This window comes from Enterobacter sp. HSTU-ASh6, assembly GCF_026319105.1.
In the GTDB taxonomy this organism is placed as follows: domain Bacteria; phylum Pseudomonadota; class Gammaproteobacteria; order Enterobacterales; family Enterobacteriaceae; genus Enterobacter; species Enterobacter sichuanensis.
In genome coordinates this window covers 305,915-328,538 of the sequence record NZ_WSPD01000005.1, presented here as the reverse complement: position 1 = coordinate 328,538, position 22,624 = coordinate 305,915, and the positions used below count along the sequence as shown (strand labels likewise).

Here is a 22,624-nt window from a genome sequence, read left to right as displayed (position 1 = left end):
AAGTCGATCACCATGGGTAAAGGATGTTAAAAAGTGTTCACCATGTCCCCGAACACCTGTCTACCATGTCCCCGGACCGTACACCCTGAAAGGGAGAGGGAGCAAACCATTCCCTCGCCCCTTTGGGGAGAGGGTTAGGGTGAGGGGTGAATTACTTCAACGTCCCCACCAGCGCCTTCCGGCTATCTTCCAGCGATACCACGCGTTTACACACGTCTTTGCCGAACTTCTGGAAATCATCTTCCTGGTTCTTCCACTCGTTCTGAATGGAGGTCTGCAGGCCGCCCAGACTGCCCAGCACGCCCTGAAGAGGGTTACCGCCGCCTTTCAGTACCGCTTTAGCACCCATCTCGTTGATGCTGTCCTGCAGGATACCGCCCATCGCCTGGTTCACCAGCTGTTGCCCGTCAGCGCGGACCTGATCAATTGCCTTGTAGTGGAACGTCAGGCCGTCGGTACGCGTTTCGATAATCCGGTTCATCTGCTCTTTCAACTGCTTATCGAGCTTCGTCAGGCGGGTGCGCATATTGCTGCTCTCCCCCACCTCTTTGGTGATGATCTTATCCAGCGCCACGCGGCTTTTCTCAACGCGCGTCAGCGCGCCTTCGTTAATCCATGGCAGCGCGGTACGCAAATCGGCCTGGTAGTCTTTCGCCTGCTCACGCTGTGCGGCAGTCAGGTTGTACTGTTTGCCGTTAAAGGTGACGTTCCCTTCCGGCGTAATCACCAGATTGCCGTTCTCGCCTTTGACCTGCACGGTTTGCGGGCTTAACACCACGTCATCACGCGGGGTGACGCTACATTTATACTCCGCATGGGCGGTGAATCCGGTTGCCATCAAAGCAGCAGCCAGCAACGTTTTGCGCATCTTAAACACTCCCTCAGACAAAATGGGCCAGCTAATGCTGGCCCTTTACTACTTTATTAGTCCCACCAAACGTCGAAAAGTTCGCTGACGCGAACATCTTCCAGCTTGTGGTCTTCAAGCCATTTACGTACCAGGGCCTGATGTTCTTCGGTGCATTTACCCACTTCCTGGGTGCAGATCAGACCTTCCCACGCCAGATAGCCGCTACCATCGAAGGCCAATTTGTTTGGCTCGATCACCTCGTTGATGAACGCATCAACGTCCTGATCGATCTGCTCAACGCTGGTGCCTTCCGGGAAACGCCAGGCAACGGAGAAGCCCACTTCCTGGAATTCTTCGATGTGCATCTTTTTACGCAGACGACGGCTACGATTCTTTGCCATTATTTCACCCTCTCGAACATTAAGTCCCATACACCGTGACCAAGACGATGGCCACGCTGTTCAAATTTCGTTACCGGACGCGATTCCGGACGCGGTACATAGTCGTTGCTCGCCGACTGGTTTTTGTAACCGTCCAGCGATGACATCACTTCCAGCATATGTTCCGCATAAGGTTCCCAGTCGGTCGCCATATGGAAGACACCGCCCAGCTTGAGCTTACTTTTTACCAGCTCAGCAAACGGCGCCTGAACGATACGGCGTTTATTATGACGTGCTTTGTGCCACGGGTCAGGGAAAAAGAGCTGAACCATGGTTAAAGAATTGTCAGGAATCATTTTGTGCAGCACTTCCACCGCGTCATGACACATCACGCGCAGGTTCTCAACGCCCTCTTCATGGGCCGTAGCCAGACACGCGCCCACGCCCGGGGAATGCACTTCAATGCCGAGGAAGTTCTGCTCCGGGCGGGCTTTGGCCATGGTCACCAGCGAGGCGCCCATACCGAAACCAATTTCCAGAGTTACCGGCGCGTCGCGGCCAAACAGCTCGCTAAAATCCAGAGGCTGCTCGCTGAACTCAACGCCCATCACCGGCCAGTAGTTGTCCAGCGCATGTTGCTGCCCTTTCGTCAGGCGACCCTGACGGCGGACAAAGCTGCGAATACGGCGCAGCGGGCGACCGTTTTCATCAAATTCCGGTGAAATGACGTCGTTTTTCATAAAAGAGTTGTCTGCTTGTGAGAATGTTCGGGAAACGGGCATTATCCAAAGTTAAGGCTTCTATGCAAGCATGGGAAAGATCCGGTTTACAGCAGATTGACGCTGTGCTGCAATCGGCGTCCCTGATTATACGAATCGATGACCATGCAAGCCTCTCAATTTTCAGCCCAGGTGCTGGACTGGTACGACAAATACGGGCGTAAAACCCTGCCCTGGCAAATTGAAAAAACGCCTTACAAAGTATGGCTCTCCGAAGTGATGTTGCAACAAACGCAGGTCGCAACGGTGATTCCTTACTTTGAGCGTTTTATGGCGCGCTTCCCGACGGTGACCGATCTGGCTAACGCTCCGCTGGACGAGGTGCTGCACCTGTGGACCGGGCTTGGCTACTACGCCCGCGCGCGTAACCTGCACAAAGCGGCACAGCAGGTCGCGACGCGCCACAACGGACGCTTCCCGGAAACCTTCGACGAGGTGGCGGACTTACCCGGCGTCGGACGTTCAACCGCCGGCGCCATTCTCTCCCTCTCTTTAGGCAAGCATTTTCCGATCCTCGACGGCAACGTGAAGCGCGTGCTGGCACGCTGCTATGCCGTCGACGGCTGGCCGGGGAAGAAGGATGTTGAAAAACGTCTTTGGGAAATAAGTGAAGAGGTCACCCCGGCAAATGGCGTCGAGCGTTTCAACCAGGCGATGATGGATCTGGGCGCGATGGTCTGCACGCGCTCAAAGCCAAAATGCGAACTCTGCCCGGTGAATAATCTCTGCGTGGCGTACGCCAACCAGTCGTGGGCGCAGTATCCCGGTAAAAAACCCAAACAGACGCTGCCGGAACGCACCGGCTATATGCTGCTGATGCAGCACGGCGATGAAGTGTTCCTGGCCCAACGTCCACCGAGCGGTCTGTGGGGTGGTCTATACTGCTTCCCACAGTTTGAAGATGAAGACTTGCTGCGTGAATGGCTTAAAAAGCGCGGGATTGCTGCCGATAACCTGACGCAGCTGACCGCGTTTCGCCACACCTTCAGCCATTTCCATCTGGATATTGTGCCGATGTGGCTTCCCGTGTCCTCCTACGCCTCGTGCATGGATGAAGGCACCGCTCTCTGGTATAACTTAGCGCAACCGCCATCAGTCGGGCTGGCGGCTCCCGTGGAGCGCCTGTTACAGCAATTACGTGCCGGTGCAATGGTTTAGCATCGGCTAAAAAAGAGGAATGAGTATGGCCAGAACGATTTTTTGTACTTTCCTGCAGCGTGACGCTGAAGGCCAGGATTTCCAGCTTTATCCGGGCGACCTGGGTAAACGCATTTATAACGAAATTTCCAAAGAAGCCTGGGGGCAGTGGCAGAAAAAGCAGACCATGCTGATCAACGAGAAGAAACTCAGCATGATGAACCCGGAACACCGCAAACTGCTGGAGCAGGAGATGGTGAGCTTCCTGTTCGAAGGTAAAGACGTGCACATCGAAGGCTATACGCCACCGGAAAAATAACAGCGTGCGGGGGGAAACCCCGCCGTTAAAGCAAACACAACACGCACTCCCGGAATGATGAAAAAACTTTTAGCGCTAGCCCTTGTTGCGCCGTTGCTTGTCTCGTGTTCGTCAAAAAAAGGTGATGAGTACAACGAAGCCTGGATCAAGGACACCAACGGTTTTGATATTTTGATGGGGCAGTTTGCCCATAACATCGAGAATATATGGGGATTTAACGAAGTTCTTATTGCCGGACCTAAGGACTACGTTAAGTACACCGACGCCTATCTGACCCGTAGCCACATCAACTTTGATGAGGGTACGATCACGATTGAAACCATTGCCGGCACAGACCCTGCCGCTCGGCTCCGTCAGGCAATCATCAAAACCCTGCTGATGGGTGACGATCCGGGCTCAATCGATCTCTACTCCGATGCCGACGACATCACGATATCCAAAGAGCCGTTCCTGTACGGTCAGGTCGTCGATCAGACCGGCCAGCCCATTCGCTGGGAAGGCCGCGCCACGAAATTTGCCGACTACCTGCTGCAGACGCGCCTGAAAAGCCGCTCGAACGGTCTGAAGATTATCTATAGCGTCACCATCAACCTTGTTCCGAACCACCTCGACAAGCGTGCGCATAAGTACTTAGGCATGGTGCGTCAGGCCTCACGCAAGTACGGCGTGGATGAGTCGCTGATCCTGGCGATTATGCAGACCGAATCATCGTTTAACCCGTACGCGGTGAGCCGTTCCGACGCCCTGGGGCTGATGCAGGTTGTACAGCACAGCGCCGGTAAAGACGTCTTCCGCGCGCAGGGGAAATCCGGAACGCCGAGCCGCAGCTATCTGTTCGATCCGCAGAGCAACATTGATACCGGCACCGCCTATCTGGCGATGCTGAACAATGTCTACCTGGGCGGGATTGATAACCCGACCTCGCGCCGCTACGCGGTGATCACCGCCTATAACGGGGGTGCGGGCAGCGTGCTACGTGTCTTCTCGAATGACAAAGTGCAGGCCGCAAACATCATCAACAGCATGGCGCCGGGAGATGTCTACGCAACCCTGACCACCCGCCATCCGTCCGCGGAATCCCGTCGTTATCTGTATAAAGTGAATACGGCGCAGAAGAACTACCGTCGTCGCTAGAAAACCAACACCCCTCACCCTAACCCTCTCCCCAAAGGGGAGAGGGGACTGAACACCCTCACCCATACGAAAATGTTATTTGCATCACAATCCAAACTGCAAATTAATGTGGATTGCATTTTTTTGCGGGAGGTAACAAAACATATCGTTGCCAACTGATAGAATTGCATCAAATAACAACCCTGAATGTTCCTATAACAACATATCTCCCGCTCACTTGTGAGGAAAGTAACATGAACCTTAAGCTGCAGCTTAAAATATTGTCGTTTCTGCAGTTCTGCCTGTGGGGTAGCTGGCTGACTACACTCGGCTCCTATATGTTTGTGACGCTCAAGTTCGATGGTGCGTCAATCGGTGCCGTATACAGTTCGCTCGGTATTGCGGCGGTCTTCATGCCAACGCTGCTGGGGATCGTGGCGGATAAATGGCTGAGTGCCAAATGGCTGTACATGCTTTGCCACCTGGTGGGCGCGGGGACGCTGTTTATGGCAGCCCAGGTGACCACGCCGGGGGCGATGTTCATGGTGATCCTGCTTAACTCGCTGGCCTACATGCCAACGCTTGGGCTGATCAACACCATCTCCTACTATCGCCTGAAATCCGCGGATATGGATATCGTTACCGATTTCCCGCCAATCCGTATCTGGGGCACTATCGGCTTTATCATGGCGATGTGGGGCGTGAGCTTCGCGGGCTTCGAACTGAGCCATATGCAGCTTTACATCGGCGCTGCACTCTCCGTGCTGCTGGCGCTGTTCACCCTGACGCTGCCAACCATTCCGGTCTCTAACCAGCAGAAAAACCAGAGCTGGAGCACCATGCTCGGCCTGGACGCCTTCGCGCTGTTTAAAAACAAACGCATGGCGATCTTCTTTATCTTCTCCATGCTGCTGGGCGCGGAACTGCAGATCACCAACATGTTCGGCAACACCTTCCTGCACAGCTTCGATAACAACCCGCTGTTCTCCGGCAGCTTTATCGTTGAACATGCGTCGGTGATGATGTCCATCTCGCAGATCTCTGAGACGCTGTTCATCCTGACCATTCCGTTCTTCCTGAGCCGCTACGGCATCAAGAACGTCATGCTGATCAGTATCGCGGCATGGATGTTGCGCTTCGGTCTCTTCGCCTATGGCGACCCAAGCCCGTTCGGCACCGTGCTGCTGGTTCTGTCGATGATTGTTTACGGCTGCGCCTTCGACTTCTTCAACATCTCGGGTTCCGTGTTTGTGGAAAAAGAGGTGAAACCTGAAATCCGCGCCAGTGCACAGGGTATGTTCCTGATGATGACCAACGGCTTCGGCTGTATTCTGGGCGGCGTGGTGAGCGGCAAAGTGGTTGAGATGTACACCACCAACGGCATCACCAACTGGCAGCCGGTGTGGCTGATCTTCGCCGCGTACTCACTGGTGCTGTTCTTCGCGTTTATCGTGCTGTTCAAGTACAAACACGTTCGCGTGCCGAATGGTGCGCAGCCAGTCGCGCATTGATTGTTGTGCCCGGTGGCGCTAACGCTTACCGGGCCTACAAAAACACCGTTCGTAAGCCGGGCAAGGCGAAGCCGCCACCCGGCTATTTTATTGCTGCAAGCACCCACCCCACCGACAGTAAATCCGCGCTGCCTCCGGGACTCAGGTTCCGTTCAATCAATGCGTTATCCATTCTGAGCAACGCCTCGCGGTCCCAGCCTGCAGCCAGCAGTTTCCGCGCATAACCCTGAACGTAGCGCAGCCCCTCAATGCCGCCGCGCGACACCAGATTGCTGTCCTGATTGACTGACATCAGGCGTAACAGCAGGTCGTGAAATGAATGTCCGTTCCACTGCGCCAGCGCCTTACGCACCGTAGCAAAACCGCTTTCGGCCTCTCCGCGCGCGCCGGTTAAGCCATACAGCTGATACTGTCGCTCGCCCGCCGTCGCCTGCCCGCTGCGTGCGGCCAGCTCCCGCGAGACCAGCCCGCTGCAGAGGTTACTCACCTCACAACAGAGGCTGTCTGCGGAGACCCTTTTCACACGCCCGGCAGCAAAGCACAATAAACCAAGGGCAAAAATACCGCCTTTGTGCGTGTTCACCCCGTTCGTTGCGGCATACATCGCCTGCTCGCAGGCCATCCCCATCGGGCGGAGAACCCGTAACTGTTCGTCAGCGGGTTTATCGGTATGCGCGCTGCCCAGCTCAGCAAAGCGCGAAAACCACGGCGTAATCGCCGCAATGCTGCGGACAAACAGCGCGTGGTCCATATCGCGATGGGCGCCGTTATTGAGTTTGTCCACCAGCCCCGGCTTGGGCGTCAGCTCCAGCTCCTGCCACAACGCCGCTTCGGCAAGCGCGGGCACGTCAGCCGGGCGCAGTTTAGTCGCGAGCAAACCAGTCATCGATCATCTTCTCCACGCGAGCCACAACCTGTACCACTTGATGCGCGCGCGAACGGGAACAGGCATGCGCCGGCTCGTCGCAGATCAGACAGCGTCTGAGATTCGTCCCCAGCGACTGTCGCCCGACGTGGCCGTGCTGAGGGCAGATCACATCCAGATCCCACAGCCTGCCAAGCGGATGCGTCTGCTCCAGTTCCGCACAGTGCGCTTTGATTTCTGCCGCCGGATGGGCCACGCACCACAGGGCTTCCGGCCCGGTCGGGAGCCACAGTACCTGGCGGTCCAGCACCTGCCAGCGGTTTTCCCACAGCAGCTGGTCGCACATCTGCAGCGCCACGCCCATGGTGTTGCGATAGCGCAGGCTGTCTTTGACCTCCCCTGGCGTCACCAGGGTGAGGGAAATGACCGGTTGTTGATAGTGCTCAAGCATGTCAGCCTGACGCCCTGCGCGGCGCTCTTTCGCCGCCAGCAGTTCGTCCAGGCTGACACCCGCCCGCACGAGTGTCGCTGAAATCATACGTCCTCCTTCACCTGTCGCACGGTGTCGATCACGCTGCCGTCCCGGTAGCGGATCACCCCGACGATTTTGTCGGTAAACGCGATTGGTTTGGGGACGCCAGTCAGGGAAATCGCCCGCTCGTACAGCGCAGTGATGTCCACAACCTTGAGCCCCGCTTCCAGCAGGCGCTCGCGGATCTCCGGGCGCGCCGGGTTGACCGCGATACCGTGATCGGTGACCAGTACGTCAATGCTCTCTCCCGGCGTGAGGCGCGTGGTAACCCGCTTCACGACCGTCGGAATGCGGCTACGCAGCAGCGGCGCAACGACGATGGTCAGGTTCGCCGCGGCGGCCACGTCGCAGTGTCCGCCGGACGCACCGCGCATCACGCCGTCGGAGCCGGTGATGACGTTGACGTTGAAATCGACGTCAATTTCCAGGGCGCTGAGGATCACCACGTCAAGCTGGTCGCAGCTTGCCGCCTTACTGCCGGGGTTGGCGTAGACGTTGGTGGAGATCTCCACGTGGTTCGGATTACGCGCCAGCGAGGCCGCCGCCTGGCCGTCAAAGCACTGGGTATCGAGCAGCTTTTCAATAAGCCCCTTTTCATGCAGATCCACCAGGCTGCCGGTGATGCCGCCGAGCGCAAAGCGTGCCTTCACGCCGCTGCGCTCCATCTTCTCTTCCATAAAGCGGGTGCAGGCGGTGGCCGCCGCGCCGGAGCCGGTCTGCATCGAGAAGCCCGGTTTAAAGTAGCCGGAGTGCTCAATGACGTCCGCCGCATAGCGGGCAATCATCAGCTCGCGCGGGTTGCTGGTGACGCGCGCTGCGCCAACGCTGATTTTCGCCGGATCGCCCACGCTCTCCACCTGCACGATGTAGTCCACCTGGTCCTGCACCAGGCTGGCGGGCATATTGGGGAATGGCACCAGCGCTTCGGTCAGCAGCACCACTTTACGGGCAAAGTGCGCATCCACCATCGCATAGCCCAGCGAGCCGCAGCAGGATTTGCCGTGCGTGCCGTTGGCGTTGCCAAATTCATCGCTGCACGGCACACCGAGAAACGCCACGTCGATATTCAGCTCGCCGTCCTGGAGCAGCTTCACCCGCCCGCCGTGGGAATGAATTTGCACCGGCTCGTCCATCAGCCCGTGGGAGATGGCCTCTGCCAGCCTGCCGCGCATCCCGGAGGTGTAAATCCGGGTGATCACCCCGCTTTCAATGTGCTCAATCAGCGCGTCGTTGCAGGTCATCAGCGAGCTGGAGGCCAGGGTCAGGTTTTTGAAGCCCATCCGCGCCAGCAGCGCCACTACGGTGTTAATCACCCGGTCGCCTTCACGAAACGCGTGGTGGAAGGAGATGGTCATCCCGTCCTGCAGACCGCAGCGCTTAACCGCCTCTTCGACAGAGGCGCACAGTTTGCGGTTGTGCTTCGCGTCGCTGTCCGCCAGCCACGGCGTCGCGCTGTGGGCGGTATCAAACGGTTTTAAGTCCCGCAGATGGGGAAAATTGACATGGAGAAGTTCAGTCTGATTCATTATCTCATCCTTACCGACGCACGCCGGAGGCCGCCGCGCGCTCCAGCACCACCTGCGCGTGGTTAATAATTGGTGCATCCACCATTTTGCCGTTGAGCGACACCACGCCCAGGCCGTTACGCTCGCCCTCTTCTGCCGCTTCAATCACCCTTTTGGCGTGATCCACCTCTTCCTGGGTCGGGGCATAGGCGTTATGCAGGAGATCGATCTGGCGCGGGTTGATCAGCGATTTACCGTTAAAGCCCATCTTGCGGATCAGATCGACCTCGCGCAGGAACCCGGCCTCGTCGTTAACGTCTGACCACACCACGTCGAAGGCGTCGATGCCTGCGGCACGCGCGGCGTGCAGCACGGCACAACGGGCGTAGAACAGCTCGGTGCCGTCGCCGCGTTCGGTCTGCATGTCCATGACATAGTCAAAGGCGGCCAGCGCGATGCCGATTAAGCGCGGAGAGCTGCGGGCAATCGCCACGGCGTTAATCACGCCAACGGCCGATTCAATAGCCGCCATCACGCGGGTAGAACCCACCTCGCGACCACATTCTTGCTCAATGCGCACCAGGTGGCCTTCCAGCTCATAGATGTCATCCGGCGTATCGGTTTTCGGCAGACGGATCACGTCCACGCCGGCCCGTACGGCGGCCTCCAGATCCAGCAGGCCAAACGGCGTGCTCAGCGGGTTAATGCGCACCACGGTTTCGATATCCTGATACATCGGATGCTGCAGCGCATGAAACACCAGCATGCGTGCGGTGTCTTTCTCGCGCAGGGCAACGGCGTCTTCCAGGTCAAACATGATGGAGTCCGGGCGGTAGATAAACGCGGTGGAGAGCATGGCGGCGTTGGCACCCGGGAGGAACAGCATGCTGCGGCGGAGTTTGCTCATTTCAGCGCCCCCCAGTTGATGGCCTGTTCATCGGCGGCACGCATCAGCGCGCTTTGCAGGCGGGCGCGGATCACACAGTCCAGCGCCCCTTTGTCTTCAATAATGATGAGTCCCTGGTGCACGTTCATGGCGCGCAATGTGTCGTTGACCACCTGGCGAATTTGCTCGCCAAACTGCTTAATCACTTCGCTGTGGATGACTACCTCCAGCTCGCCGTGAGCGGGAGCGATTTTCACCATCAGGTCGCTGGACTCCTGCGTTCCGGCCAGCGCCTCCCTTACAATTTTCATGATAAATTCCTGGTAGTTAAGCGACTTCCGCACTCGCCCGATAGTGTGTCTCGAGGTGCGCGAAGGTGGAGTCCGGGACTATCTCCCGGATCCGGGAAAACTGCTGTGTCTTCAGTAAGCGGCGCACTTCGGACGCTGAAATGGCGTTGCCGGTGGCCTTGATGCGCGGCATTTCCACCACCTCGATATGCGAGGCCAGCAGGTCGTGCAGCGTCTGGTTGTACTGGCGGGTGATGTCGCAAAACGGCTCCGAACCGATGAAGCGGTGCGTGATGCCCAGCGCCGGGGCAATGAAATCCCGGAAGATCAGCACATCGATTTCGCTCCACGCCTGCTGCACTTTGCCGGTCTCCTTCAGGAAGTAGGCCGGAAACGTGGCGCGGGAGATGATGTACTGCGAGCCTTCATGCACCACCACGTTCGGCAGATGCGCCACGCCCGTGCGCACCATCTCAAGACGCGCGCTGAACGGGAAAAACGAGGCATCTTCACGCACCACGAACAGATGCAGGGCATCACACTGCATCGCCGCCTGCTCCACCAGATGGCGGTGGCCGAGGGTGAATGGATTGGCGTTCATCACAATGGCGCCAATTTTCTCCCCGCTCTTGCGGCTCGCGCGCAGAGAACGGCAATAACGCTCAATCCCCTGCGGGGTGTTCTCCATCAGTACCGCGTTGTTCCCGCTCTCGGCAATCGGCCAGAAACCGCTGCGGGCAAAACGCGCCTTGTTGCACGGACGGGTGCAGAGGAAGAGGTGAAAATGGCCGCGCTCAAGCGCCGCATTTTGCACCTCCGCCAGCAGCCGTGCGCTGAGGTTCTCGCCGCGAAGCTGCTCGTTGACCGCCACGCATTTGATGACGTTGGCGGCAAGCCCTGCGCAACCCACCAGCTGCGGGCCGGACCAGGCTTCGACAAACAGCGTGATGTCGTTGTCCAGGCCCAGGCCGCTGTCCGCCAGCAGGTAACGGATCTGGCTTAAGCGTTCCGGGTGCTTCGCCACCAGCGTGTGGCGAAAATCGATGGGTTGCGAGTGCATGTTACCGCCTTACTCAGTGTGCTGCCGCGAGCCCGACGGCTGGCGCTTCCACAATCACGTTACTCAGATGACCGATATGCTCGATCTCCACCTCAATGCGATCGCCCTCTTTCATAAACAGCGGCGGGTTGCGCTTTTTACCCACTCCGCCTGGAGAGCCGGTGATGATCACGTCACCCGGGCTTAAGCGGGTAAAGGTGCTGATGTACTCGATAAGCTCGGCGACTTTGTGGATCATGCTGCTGGTATTGTCTTCCTGCACCATGCGGCCGTTCAGCCATGTGCGGATCGCAAGCTGGTGCGGGTCCGGGATCTCATCCGCCGTCGCCATCCACGGGCCAAACGCGCCGGTTTTGCGCCAGTTTTTACCGGCGGTAAACCAGGTGTGCTGCCAGTCGCGGGCGGAGCCGTCCATGTAGCAGCTGTAGCCCGCCACGTGGCGCAGGGCATCGTCGCGGCGGATATTCTCCCCGCCTTTACCGATGATCACCGCCAGCTCGCCTTCGTAGTCGAATTCGCTGGAGTGGCGCGGCTTCAGCACCGGTTCGTTGTGGCCGGTCTGGGAATCCGGGAAGCGGACAAACAGCGTTGGAGCCGGGTTATGCTGGTCAAACTCCTTGCGCTTGTCGGCGTAGTTCATGCCCACGCAGAGGATTTTTTCCGGCTGCTCAATCACCGGTAAGAAGGTGATGGCGCTCATCGGCACGTCCACTGCGTCATTCAGGTAACGGGTGGCCAGTGCCAGCCCGTTACCCTGCAGCAGCGCTTTAAGGTCGCTGTAGCGGTCGCCCAGACGGCGACCTAAATCAATCACGCCGTCGGCCTGTACGATGCCGTAGCTGCGTTTTCCCTGGTATAAAAAGCTTGCGAGTTTCATTGTTCTTTCCTGAAAACTTAAACGAGGAAGTTGCCCAGAATCAGCAGTGAGACAGAGACGTTAATCGCGCCGCCAATTCGGGTAGCAATCTGGGCGAACGGCATCAGGCTCATGCGGTTGCCTGCGGTCAGGATCGCCACGTCGCCGGTTCCGCCCTGGCCGCTCTGACAGCAGGAGACGATGGCGACATCAATCGGGTGCATACCAATCTTTTTGCCGACGAAGAACCCGGTCGCCACCAGCGCGGAGACGGTGCTGATAATCACCAGCAGGTTGGTCAGCGTGAAGGCCGCCACCAGTTCATGCCACGGGGTGATGGCCACGCCAACGGCAAAGAGAATCGGGTAGGTCACGGAGGTCTGGAAGAACTTGTACACCACCTGCGAGCCTTCCAGCAGACGTGGAGAAGCGCCGTTGCACAGCTTCACCAGCACCGCCATAAACAGCATGCCCACTGGCGCAGGCAGGCCAATCAGCTTGTGGCCGAGCATGCCCAGCATGTAGAGCAGCACCGCCAGCAGCGCGCCGGAGGCGATGGTGGTCACGTCCGCTTTACCGGAGAACGCGGGCTGAGAGACGGTGGCATCCGCATTCGCGCGGTTCGGCATCAGCTGGCCTTCACCGGTCAGGTGCGGATAGCGTTTGCCGAGCTGGTTCAGGCACCCGGAGATAATGATTGCCGTCAGACCGCCGAGCATCACCATCGGCAGCACGCGTCCGAGCGCAACGCCCTGGTCCATATGCAGCAGGGTGGCATAGCCGATGGAAAGCGGGATCGCCCCTTCTCCTACGCCGCCCGCCATAATCGGCAGAATGATGAAGAAGAAGATCTGGAACGGCTCAAGACCCAGCGCCAGGCCGACGCCCATCCCCACCAGCATGCCGACGATTTCGCCGCACAGCATCGGGAAGAAGATGCGCAGGAAGCCCTGAATCAGCACCGTGCGGTTCATACTCATGATGCTGCCAACGATGATGCAGCAGATGTAGAGGTAGAGAATGTTGGTGGATTTGTAGAACTTAGTGGTGGACTCGACCACCACGTCCGGCAGCAGGCCGTAGTAGACCAGCGCGGAAGGGATAAAGGTGGCGCAAATCGCCGCCGCGCCGAGCTTGCCGACAATTGGCAGGCGTTTGCCAAACTCACCGCAGGCAAAGCCGAAAAAGGCCAGCGTCGCCACCATCACCACGATATCGCTCGGCAATTTTCCGCCCAGGCAATCAATTGCAATCAGCGCACCCGCCAGAACGAACAGCGGCAGAGGAATAATCCCAATTTTCCAGGTATCCATAATATGCCACCAGCGCTCTTTGAGCGAAGGTCGCTGAATTTCAATCGGGTCGTGGGTAACAGAGAAAGAATCGTCAGTTGTGCTCATAATAAGCCCCTTGGTTATTTTGTGCGTTCAGCTTAGAGTCACAAAGGCTTACTTTATGTGAGGAAAGGCATATTAAAAGCGAAGTTTTAATGGCCGCTATGGTTTTAATGGTTTCTTTTATTTACTGTGATTTATACCGTATTTATTCCCGTGGTTTTTATGGTTTCTTTTCCGAATTGAACAAACAAATAACATTTATTGCGGCAGCCTGAAGTCTGCCCTCCTTCCTGGCTATGCTTTTACAGCCCCTGCTGTGCAAGGGATCACAAGTTTTCGGCAAAGCGGGCATCCGCACGAAAAAAGATGATATATTGGCCATCTTTGTCGCTACCTCGCGTGATAGTTATGAAAGTCTCTTTCCAGATTAAGCTGTTTATTTCGCTGGTTGCCTTTTTCTCAGTACTTTTTACCTTACTGGGTGGATATTATTATGTCGATGTTGGTAAACAGCTTTATCAGGAAATGAGCGCGCGCGCCAAAATACAGGCTGAAGAGATAGCACTTATTCCGACATTACGTGATGAAGTTGAACAAAAGAATATCAACGCCATTCATGATTTTATGCAGAAGATTTCAGCGCTCAGTGACGCCAGCTTTATTGTGATTGGTGATAATAAGGGGCTGCACCTTTTTCATTCCGTCTTTGCCGACAGAGTGGGGACCACGCTGGTCGGCGGTGACAATGAAGCCGTTTTACAGGGGAAAAGTATCACCACGATCCGCAAAGGCGGGCTGGGCATTTCGCTGCGCAGTAAAGCTCCCATCTTTAACAATGCCGGACAGGTGGTCGGTATTGTTTCGGTAGGCTATCTCACCAGCTATCTGGATACCATTACCGTCAGTAAGGTAGTCAATATCCTGATTGCCGCCGTGCTGCTGCTGATCGCCCTCTTTGTCTTCTCCTGGTTCTTTACCCGCAGCATTAAGAAGCAGATATTCTCCCTCGAGCCGCGAGAGATCGGTCTGCTGGTGCGCCAGCAGAAGGCGATGATGGAGTCCATCTACGAAGGCGTGATCGCCATTGATGACGAACGACGCATAGAGGTGATCAACCAGGCGGCGCGCAAGCTGCTGGGCCTGAGCCAGCCGGCCCGGGAACTGCGCGGGCAGCTGATAAACCAGGTAATTGAGCCGGTGCCGTTCTTCGACACGCAAACTATGCTGGCGAAAGATACCCATGACGAGATTTGCCGTTTTAACGACCTCACGGTTATTGCCAGCCGGGTACACATCATGCTTGAGGGGGCGCTGCAGGGCTGGGTGATCACCTTCCGCGATCGCAACGAGATCGACTCGCTGAGCGCCCAACTCAGCCAGGTCAAACGCTATGTCGATAATCTGCGCATCATGCGCCACGAGCAACTGAACCGGATGACCACCCTCTCCGGGCTGCTGCATATGGGCCGCTATGAGGAGGCCATTGGCTACATTCAGGCGCAATCGGAACATGCCCAGGAGCTGCTGGACTTTATCTCGTCGCGCTTCAGTTCCCCGACGCTGTGCGGCCTGCTGCTGGGGAAAGCCGCCCGCGCGCGGGAGAAAGGGGTCGAACTCAGTTTCGACCCGGCCTGTCGGCTGGACAAACCGTTCCTGCCGCTGGGGGAACAAGAGCTGATTTCGATTATTGGCAACCTGCTGGATAACGCCATCGAAGCGACGCAACGGTCGCCGCTTCCCCACGCGCCGGTGGAGGTGCTGATCAAACTCAGCGAACAAGAGCTGATCGTTGAAGTGGCCGACCAGGGGGTTGGCATTACCCCTGCGATCCGTGACAGGATCTTTGAGCGCGGCATCACCACCAAGACACGCGGCGATCATGGGATTGGCCTGTATCTGATTGAAAGCTATGTCACACAGGCAGGCGGCACAATTGAAGTTGCCGATAACACGCCGCGCGGCGCCATTTTCTCACTGTTTATCCCTGCGACTTGAGCCGCCAGGCAACTGGAAGACACCGACTATGCAACATGAACTTATCGACGTACTGATTGTTGAAGACGAGAACGAGCTGGCGCAGCTGCACGCGGAGCTGATAGGTAAGCATCCGCGTCTGAGGCTGGTGGGCATTGCCTCGTCGCTGGCTGCGGCCCAGGCTGAGCTTGAAAGCAAACAGCCGCAGCTGGTGCTGCTGGATAACTATCTGCCTGACGGCAAAGGGATCTCGCTTATCACTAACCCCCTGCTGGCGCGCGCCAACTGCTCGGTGATTTTTATTACGGCCGCCAGTGATATGGACACCTGCAGCCAGGCGATCCGCAACGGCGCGTTCGACTACATTCTTAAACCGGTCTCCTGGAAGCGGCTCAGCCAGTCGCTGGAGCGGTTTGTGCAGTTTGCCGAACAGCAGCGCGTCTGGAAGATTGTCGACCAGCAGAACGTCGATTCGCTCTATCAGCTACAGGCGAAAAACTACCGTCAGGACAACGGCAGCAAAGGCATTGAGGAAAATACGCTGGCGCGGGTGCAGTCGCTGTTTAACGCCCGGTCAACACACTGCTTTACCGTGGATGAGGTCGTGAGCGAGACGGGGCTGAGTAAAACCACCACCCGACGCTATCTGGAGCATTGCGTGGAGGCGGGTTTTCTGACGGTGGAGATGCTGTACGGCAAGATTGGGCATCCGAGGAGGATGTACAAGCGTAGTGCGGTTTAACTCCCCTCACCCCGGCCCTCTCCCCAAAGGGACGAGGGTGAAAAGACGGCTCCGTGCAATCCCCTCTCCCCTTTGGGGAGAGGGTTAGGGTGAGGGGGTCTACTTCAATACATACCCATACAGCCGCTTAATCCCGTCGGCATCCTTCTCGCTGTAGACCCCCTGCAGCTCCGGCGAGAAGCCCGGCAGCAGGTTGATGCCCTCCTCCAGCGCCAGGAAGTAACGCTGCACCGCCCCGCCCCAGACTTCACCCGGCACCACGCACAGCACGCCCGGCGGATAAGGCAGCGCCCCTTCAGCAGCGATCCGCCCTACAGCATCCCGAATACGCACCAGCTCCACGTTCCCGCGAATATACGCCTGATTGGCATCCTGCGGGTTCATCACCACCTCCGGCAGGCTCTCCTTGCGGAACATCGCCTTCTGCAGATCTTTCACGTCAAAGCTGACGTAGAGATCGTGCATCTCCTGACATAACTGGCGGAGGGTATAATCCCGGTAACGCACCGGGTATTTCTGGAAGATAGTCGGCAGCACGTCCGCCAGCGGCGTATCGTCTTCAATATGCTGTTCAAACTGCCCCAGCATCGCCACCAGCTGAGCCAGCTTCTCGCTGCTTTCAGCAGGCGTCAGCAGGAACAGGATCGAGTTAAGGTCGCACTTCTCCGGCACAATGCCGTTTTCACGCAGATAGTGCGCCAGAATCGTCGCCGGAATACCGAAATCCGTGTACTCCCCCGTTTCGGCATCAATGCCCGGCGTGGTCAGCAGCAGCTTGCACGGGTCGACAAAGTACTGCTCGCGGGCATAGCCCTCAAACCCGTGCCATTTAGCACCGGGCTCGAAGCTGAAGAAGCGAAGCTCGCTGGCGATGGCGTGGGTGGGATGATCCTGCCACGGCCGCCCTGCCACCACCGGTGGGATAAACGGTTTGATCATATGGCAATTGGCAATGATCGCCTTACGCGCCTCAATGCCCAGCTCAACGCACTCCGCCCACAGCCTGCGCCCGCTTTCCCCTTCGTGGATTTTCGCGTTCACATCCAGCGCCGCGAACAGCGGATAGAACGGGCTGGTGGAAGCATGCAGCATAAACGCATTGTTAAGACGCTTGTGCGGGCAGAAACGCGCCTGACCGCGGATGTGGTTATCTTTTTTATGGATCTGCGACGTTTGCGAGAACCCGGCCTGCTGTTTATGCACCGACTGGGTCACAAAGATACCCGGATCGTTCTCGTTCAGTTCCAGCAACAGCGGGGACGTCTCCGCCATCATCGGAATAAACTGCTCGTAGCCCACCCAGGCGGAGTCAAAGAGAATGTAATCGCACAGATGACCGATCTTGTCGATCACCTGACGGGCGTTGTAGATCGTCCCGTCGTAGGTGCCAAGCTGAATGATCGCCAGGCGGAACGGCCGCGTCTCGTCGGCCTTTTCCGGCGCCGTCTCGCGGATCAGCTCCCGGAGATACGCCTCGTCAAAGCAGTGCTCGTCAATTCCGCCAATAAAGCCAAACGGGTTACGCGCGGCCTCAAGATACACCGGCGTGGCGCCCGCCTGGATCAGCGCCCCGTGGTGGTTGGATTTATGGTTGTTACGGTCAAACAGCACCAGATCGCCACGGGTGAGCAGTGCGTTAGTCACCACCTTGTTGGCCGCCGACGTACCGTTCAGCACAAAGTAGGTTTTATCCGCGTTAAACACTTTTGCCGCAAACTTTTGTGCATGCTTGGCGGACCCTTCGTGGATCAGCAGATCGCCCAGCTTCACATCGGCATTGCACATGTCGGCGCGGAAGACGTTCTCACCGAAGAAATCATAGAACTGCCGCCCGGCCGGGTGCTTTTTGAAAAAGGCGCCGTGCTGGTGGCCCGGACAGGCAAAGGTGCTGTTGCCCATCTCAACATACTGGCTCAGGGTGTCGAAAAACGGCGGCAATAGGGTCTCTTCGTAACGGCTGGCTGCGGTCTCCAGCTCCAGAAACTCCTGAGCTTTACCCGAGATGACCGCGCTGACGCCGTCGGGCGCTTCCGTGGGCTCCTGCGAGAAAATGAACACCGGCAGCTGAAAGCCCGTGCGTTTCAGTAGCGCAAGAATGCCGCTGCAACTGTCTGTCGTCGTCAGGACGACGGCGGCCACATCGGTGAAATCCGTGTTATCCAGCGTCACCTTTTCGCGGTGCGTAGACACAGTAGAGAGCAGCTCGCGGCTGACGGCGATTTTCATGGTTTTCATAAGCGCAGTTACCCTCACCGAACGGTGAGACAGGAGGAGAAAATTCGCGCAATAATGTCACCTTTTATTTTTAGCTGCAACAAGCAATCCTTATGCATTTAATCACCCAATGCTAACGGTCGGAAAGCAGAAGCATGTCATAATCATGCAATACCAATGAGTAAGTAACAGGAGTCAGATGTGGTTATCGGGCCATTTATCAACGCCGGCGCCGTATTGCTGGGCGGCGTACTCGGTGCAGTACTGAGCCAGCGGTTACCGGAGCGTATTCGCACCTCTATGCCCTCCATATTCGGCCTGGCGTCTCTAGGGATCGGTATTCTTTTAGTCATCAAATGCGCCAATCTGCCCGTGATGGTGCTGGCCACCCTGCTCGGCGCGCTCATTGGTGAGTTCTGTTATCTGGAAAAAGGCATTAACAGCGCAGTCAGTAAAGCCAAAAACCTGATTGCCCGGCCGGGCAAAGCGAAGCACGGCACGCATGAGTCCTTTATTCAGAACTATGTCGCCATCATTATTCTGTTTTGTGCCAGCGGCACGGGGATTTTCGGTTCGATGCAGGAAGGGATGACCGGTGACCCGAGCATCTTAATTGCGAAGGCGTTTCTCGATTTCTTCACCGCCACCATTTTCGCCACCACCCTTGGCGTCGCAGTGGCGGCGATTTGCGTCCCAATGCTGCTTATCCAGCTGGCGCTCGCCACCTGCGCCACCTTGATTCTCCCGCTGACCACGCCAGCGATGATGGCGGACTTCACCGCCGTCGGTGGCCTGCTGCTGCTGGCGACAGGCTTGCGCATTTGCGGGATCAAGATGTTTGCCGTGGTCAACATGCTACCCGCGCTGCTGCTCGCCATGCCGCTCTCTGCGCTCTGGACGCACTTTTTCGCCTAAAGATGCGGCGAAATGGCGAGAGATTGCGCAGTCTGTAACGAAAACAACATTTTTCGTTGACGACAGAGGGCAGATCGGGTTTAATGCGCCCCGTTGCCCGGATAGCTCAGTCGGTAGAGCAGGGGATTGAAAATCCCCGTGTCCTTGGTTCGATTCCGAGTCCGGGCACCACTTATTTCGAACCCTCGCTTAGGCGGGGGTTTTTGCTTTCTGAATCAGCAATTTTTGTTTTATCAGTAGTTAACGCCCTTATCGTTCCTCCGGCCCCGCTTCCCGGTGGTGCAACATGGGCATTATGATAAAGCCTACCAAAGACCGAAACGGTACCTTCTACATCCGAAAAGTGTTTCCTCAGGCGCTACGTTTAGGGTCACACCCGGAGACAATTTGTTGTCCGTCAGCGACCCGTCCCAGAATTAGTCAGCATTTTACGATAACGCCAGGATTTATAGCCAAGTTTTGCTGGCGTTATATACCAAATAAAAGGGAGTAAAATCAATAATGTGAGCGCAAGGTTAAGACTTGTATCCCTGGAGGCAAGTAAAAGAGTTAAAGCCAGTATGATGAAGGCAATAATCGTTATCCACTTCATTGCTTTAAAACGATTGGACAGATCATGAGTTACGCTATCCAACGAACCACCGTAATTCTCAATATTGTTTTTTAGTTTTTGAAGATCTCGTTTACTAAAACCTGATTTTAAAAGTGCTTCTTCGCTGGTCATTCCGTCACCCGCCCTATAACCCACTGAAATAATTTATTTATATCAAATAGTTGAAGATATCTACACCCTCGAACACTGACATTATTGCCCACTTCAGAGCTTCACTGCTGCTGTTATCTATTTCCATATCCACGACACCCCGACCACTGCGTCAGCAGCGCATGCAGTTTAGCCGGTTCGAGAGGCTTGCGAAGCACCAGGTACCCCTCCTGCTCCGCTTCCAGCAGAACCGGTGAATTAAATTCGCCGCTGACTATCGCGCCGCTCATATCCGGGAGACGTTCAAAAAGCGCTTTCAGGATATCGAAGCCGCTTTCGCCGGATCGCAGGCGCTGGTCGCACAGCACGGCAAACGGCGTGAAGCCCTCGTCGATAATGGCGAACGCTTCTTCAGCAGAGGCCGCACAGCGCACGTTGATTCCCCAGATGCTCATCAGGCTCTCCCAGGCAGACGTTACCAGCGGATCGTCATCGACGACCAGGCAGGAACCGTGCAGCGGCGCATAGCGTACCGGCGTGGCAGTGTTGTCACAGGTGGGCGAAATATCCGGCGCGATGTCTTCGCCAGTATATTGGGTGAAGCGCATCCAGAAGCGTGAGCCTTTACCTTCAATGGATTGCATCCCGTACTTCACCTTCATCAGCTTGGCACAACGGGCCACTACGGCCAGTCCCAGCCCGTGTCCGGCGCTGTCGATCTTCCATGCCAGCTCGGGACGGTAGTAAGGCGAGAAGATTTTGCCCTTCTCGTCATCGGCGATACCGACCCCCGTATCCCACACCTCCACCATACACTCCTCGCCGCGTGGTCGGATGGCGACCAGCACGCCGCCCTGGAGCGTGTAGCGAAGGGCGTTTTGAATCAGGTTAATCAGAGATTGTCGCACCAGCAGCGGATCGCCCAGCACGTAGATGCGGCGTTTGGGCCGCCGGGTACATAGCTTAAGCGCGCGGCTGTTGGCCTCTTCGCGAAACAGCGTGATGACCGAGTCGAGCAGAACACCGATATCCACTTTGCCAGGGGCAGAAAGTACATTCCCGGATTCTATTTTGCTGAGATCGAGCAGAGAATTGAGCATCAAATGTACCGAGCGAACGCTCTGCTGCAGGTCAAGAAGCTGTGGCGTCAGGCTAACGTCCCGGTTTCGGTGGAGGATGGCCTCGATCAGAAAGCCCATCGCGTGCACGGGCTGGCGCAGATCGTGGCTGGCGGTGGTCAGAAATTGATTTTTATCCAGCAGCGCCTGCTCCGCGTCCTCTTTGGCCTGACGAAACTGTTCCGCCAGCCGTGAGCTTTTTTCCTCAAGCAGCGCTTGCTGAATAAAGAACGCATGTGACGTTAACGCATGGCGGTAAATCGCGAAGCCGTAAAGCAGATTCAGCATAAGCACGATAAACATCAGCTCATCCAGCCGCCAGATAATACCGAGGTTCAGCATCCCCCAGGAGGCGAAGAAAAACCGCGTAAAGGTGCTGATGACAGGCGTCAGATGCGTCGCATTGGCGGCGACGATGGCGGCAATGCTGATATTAAGCAGCAGGAAAAAGTCAAAGTTCTGCGTCTGCGGGGTAATTAAATAGAGGGATGAGATTCCCAGCCCGTGAATAAAGGCGATATTATTAATACGCGGAAGCCAGCGTCTCAGGACGTCTTTTTCAACGTCTTCTTTCGCTTCGCGCTGATAACGTCGGTGCAATATTCGTATCGCCACAGCACATAGCAGATAAATAATTATCCAGGAAATCGTTGGGCCAAGGTCGTCCCCAAGCATATAAATCCAGATGGCGAAAGGAATACCGACAAAGGGCACCGCGCTAAAGCTGAACACCAGCCGTAAAAAGGTGTTGTTTAGCAAACGGATCTGCGCTGGAGCGGAGATACCATCGTTCTGTAAACTCTGAAAAAACCTCATTCCGACGGTTCCTGCTTGCCATGCAGAAGCGTAATGGCCTCGACACGACTATTAACGCCTATCTTTTTCAAAATATTACTAATATGTTCTTTTACCGTGGGCTCGGAAATTGAAAGCTGCGCGGCGATTCTTTTATTTGGCAAGCCGCGCATAATCATATTTAACACGTCAATTTGTCGCGGCGTTAAGTTAAACTTACTTAACTTCTCCTTATTCGACTTGATGGAAAGTTCGTTTCCCTCAGGAAACCAGGTCAGATTATCGGTGAGTGCGAAAACGGCCCGTGAGAACATTTCAGGCGGTTCGCTTTTTAATACAAAACCGTGCCCCCCGGCGGTATGAACTTTCCGCCAGATATCATTATTGTCATCCCCGCTGACCACCAGGAGTCGTACCTGTGGGTAAAGTTGTTTTATTTCCTTGAGTAAACTCAAGGCCGTTCCGGACGAGAGCCAAAAATCGATTACCAGCAAGCGTGGTGGGCCATTGTCCCTAATTTGACGGTAGCAATCTTCCTCATTCGTCACCACATGCGCCTGCTTAAAGTGGCAGTGTGTAATCAGAAAATTGGCGATGCCGCTTGCTACCAATGGATGGTCATCAACGACCAACGCATAATTCTGTCCCAAAGGGTCCTCCTTTTACCTTCGCATATCTAAGAGTACGGATGAATTATTTTCTACCCACCCTACTTTAGGAGGGTTTTTTCGATTAGGAAAGGG

The 22,624-nt window shown here is 56.3% G+C and carries 22 protein-coding genes and 1 tRNA gene; 8 read left to right on the top strand and 15 right to left on the bottom strand.

What is annotated here, in order from left to right; translation table 11 throughout:
• Window positions 1–151 precede the first annotated feature (151 nt).
• The 3 genes from GM298_RS08815 to trmB are packed head-to-tail and all read right to left on the bottom strand — an operon-like array spanning window position 152 to window position 1,970.
• Window positions 152–868 (bottom strand): DUF2884 domain-containing protein, encoded by a 717-nt coding sequence (locus tag GM298_RS08815; protein WP_025760375.1) that lies wholly within the window; start codon window positions 866–868, stop codon window positions 152–154.
• 56 nt (window positions 869–924) lie between these two features.
• The gene (locus tag GM298_RS08810) at window positions 925–1,251 is read right to left on the bottom strand and encodes a YggL family protein (protein WP_003862421.1); all 327 of its coding nucleotides are present in this window, start codon (window positions 1,249–1,251) and stop codon (window positions 925–927) included.
• The gene (gene trmB, locus GM298_RS08805; protein ID WP_025760376.1) at window positions 1,251–1,970 is read right to left on the bottom strand and encodes a tRNA (guanosine(46)-N7)-methyltransferase TrmB; all 720 of its coding nucleotides are present in this window, start codon (window positions 1,968–1,970) and stop codon (window positions 1,251–1,253) included. Before trmB ends, GM298_RS08810 begins: the two co-directional genes overlap by 1 nt.
• Window positions 1,971–2,114: 144 nt before the next feature.
• Between trmB and mutY the strand changes: the two genes are divergently transcribed.
• From mutY to GM298_RS08785, 4 genes are all read left to right on the top strand, one after another.
• Window positions 2,115–3,167 (top strand): A/G-specific adenine glycosylase, encoded by a 1,053-nt coding sequence (mutY, locus tag GM298_RS08800; protein WP_262747545.1) that lies wholly within the window; start codon window positions 2,115–2,117, stop codon window positions 3,165–3,167.
• A gap of 25 nt (window positions 3,168–3,192) precedes the next feature.
• Window positions 3,193–3,465 (top strand): oxidative damage protection protein, encoded by a 273-nt coding sequence (locus GM298_RS08795; RefSeq protein WP_023309138.1) that lies wholly within the window; start codon window positions 3,193–3,195, stop codon window positions 3,463–3,465.
• 57 nt (window positions 3,466–3,522) lie between these two features.
• Entirely contained in the window at window positions 3,523–4,599 is a 1,077-nt protein-coding gene (mltC, locus tag GM298_RS08790) for a membrane-bound lytic murein transglycosylase MltC (protein WP_045286756.1), read from the top strand.
• A gap of 233 nt (window positions 4,600–4,832) precedes the next feature.
• Window positions 4,833–6,089: a nucleoside permease gene (locus tag GM298_RS08785; protein ID WP_025760238.1), complete on the top strand. Its 1,257-nt coding sequence runs from the start codon at window positions 4,833–4,835 to the stop codon at window positions 6,087–6,089.
• A gap of 82 nt (window positions 6,090–6,171) precedes the next feature.
• Here the strand turns inward: GM298_RS08785 and citG are convergent, their stop codons facing one another.
• The 8 genes from citG to GM298_RS08745 are packed head-to-tail and all read right to left on the bottom strand — an operon-like array spanning window position 6,172 to window position 13,483.
• Window positions 6,172–6,975 (bottom strand): triphosphoribosyl-dephospho-CoA synthase CitG, encoded by an 804-nt coding sequence (gene citG, locus GM298_RS08780; RefSeq protein ID WP_266153963.1) that lies wholly within the window; start codon window positions 6,973–6,975, stop codon window positions 6,172–6,174.
• Window positions 6,953–7,492: a citrate lyase holo-[acyl-carrier protein] synthase gene (gene citX, locus GM298_RS08775; protein WP_266153962.1), complete on the bottom strand. Its 540-nt coding sequence runs from the start codon at window positions 7,490–7,492 to the stop codon at window positions 6,953–6,955. The genes citG and citX overlap by 23 nt, the downstream gene beginning before the upstream one ends.
• Window positions 7,489–9,012: a citrate lyase subunit alpha gene (gene citF, locus GM298_RS08770; RefSeq protein WP_045286753.1), complete on the bottom strand. Its 1,524-nt coding sequence runs from the start codon at window positions 9,010–9,012 to the stop codon at window positions 7,489–7,491. Before citF ends, citX begins: the two co-directional genes overlap by 4 nt.
• A gap of 10 nt (window positions 9,013–9,022) precedes the next feature.
• Window positions 9,023–9,898: a citrate (pro-3S)-lyase subunit beta gene (gene citE / locus GM298_RS08765; RefSeq protein WP_025760235.1), complete on the bottom strand. Its 876-nt coding sequence runs from the start codon at window positions 9,896–9,898 to the stop codon at window positions 9,023–9,025.
• The gene (gene citD, locus GM298_RS08760) at window positions 9,895–10,188 is read right to left on the bottom strand and encodes a citrate lyase acyl carrier protein (RefSeq protein WP_045286752.1); all 294 of its coding nucleotides are present in this window, start codon (window positions 10,186–10,188) and stop codon (window positions 9,895–9,897) included. Before citD ends, citE begins: the two co-directional genes overlap by 4 nt.
• Before the next feature lie 16 nt (window positions 10,189–10,204).
• Window positions 10,205–11,227, bottom strand: coding sequence for a [citrate (pro-3S)-lyase] ligase (gene citC / locus GM298_RS08755; protein ID WP_262747548.1), 1,023 nt, complete (start codon window positions 11,225–11,227; stop codon window positions 10,205–10,207).
• Between the two features lie 13 nt (window positions 11,228–11,240).
• Window positions 11,241–12,104, bottom strand: coding sequence for a fumarylacetoacetate hydrolase family protein (locus GM298_RS08750; protein ID WP_045286750.1), 864 nt, complete (start codon window positions 12,102–12,104; stop codon window positions 11,241–11,243).
• Window positions 12,105–12,121: 17 nt separating this feature from the next.
• Window positions 12,122–13,483, bottom strand: a complete 1,362-nt coding sequence (locus tag GM298_RS08745) for a 2-hydroxycarboxylate transporter family protein (protein ID WP_115876255.1) — start codon at window positions 13,481–13,483, stop codon at window positions 12,122–12,124.
• A 345-nt stretch (window positions 13,484–13,828) separates the two neighbouring features.
• Here GM298_RS08745 and GM298_RS08740 point away from each other — a divergent pair, with 345 nt between their 5' ends.
• On the top strand, window positions 13,829–15,415 hold the full coding sequence (locus tag GM298_RS08740; protein ID WP_164881267.1) for an ATP-binding protein: 1,587 nt from the start codon (window positions 13,829–13,831) through the stop codon (window positions 15,413–15,415).
• A gap of 28 nt (window positions 15,416–15,443) precedes the next feature.
• Window positions 15,444–16,136, top strand: coding sequence for a response regulator (locus GM298_RS08735; protein ID WP_045286747.1), 693 nt, complete (start codon window positions 15,444–15,446; stop codon window positions 16,134–16,136).
• A gap of 99 nt (window positions 16,137–16,235) precedes the next feature.
• On the opposite strand, the gene GM298_RS08730 is transcribed toward GM298_RS08735, so the two are convergent.
• A complete protein-coding gene (locus GM298_RS08730; protein ID WP_128339808.1) occupies window positions 16,236–18,371 on the bottom strand; it encodes an ornithine decarboxylase in 2,136 nt (711 codons plus the stop codon).
• 180 nt (window positions 18,372–18,551) lie between these two features.
• Here GM298_RS08730 and GM298_RS08725 point away from each other — a divergent pair, with 180 nt between their 5' ends.
• Both GM298_RS08725 and GM298_RS08720 read left to right on the top strand, forming a co-directional pair.
• Window positions 18,552–19,265 (top strand): DUF554 domain-containing protein, encoded by a 714-nt coding sequence (locus GM298_RS08725; protein WP_045286745.1) that lies wholly within the window; start codon window positions 18,552–18,554, stop codon window positions 19,263–19,265.
• Window positions 19,266–19,360: 95 nt separating this feature from the next.
• Window positions 19,361–19,436: transfer RNA gene (locus GM298_RS08720), tRNA-Phe, on the top strand.
• Window positions 19,437–19,662: 226 nt separating this feature from the next.
• Here GM298_RS08720 and GM298_RS08715 read toward each other — a convergent pair.
• The 3 genes from GM298_RS08715 to GM298_RS08705 all read right to left on the bottom strand — a co-directional run bounded on the left by GM298_RS08715 (window position 19,663) and on the right by GM298_RS08705 (window position 22,531).
• A complete protein-coding gene (locus GM298_RS08715; protein WP_045286545.1) occupies window positions 19,663–19,989 on the bottom strand; it encodes a hypothetical protein in 327 nt (108 codons plus the stop codon).
• A 113-nt stretch (window positions 19,990–20,102) separates the two neighbouring features.
• Entirely contained in the window at window positions 20,103–21,902 is a 1,800-nt protein-coding gene (locus GM298_RS08710; protein WP_266153958.1) for a hybrid sensor histidine kinase/response regulator, read from the bottom strand.
• Window positions 21,899–22,531 (bottom strand): response regulator transcription factor, encoded by a 633-nt coding sequence (locus GM298_RS08705; RefSeq protein ID WP_088244365.1) that lies wholly within the window; start codon window positions 22,529–22,531, stop codon window positions 21,899–21,901. The genes GM298_RS08710 and GM298_RS08705 overlap by 4 nt, the downstream gene beginning before the upstream one ends.
• Between the last annotated feature and the right edge of the window lie 93 nt (window positions 22,532–22,624).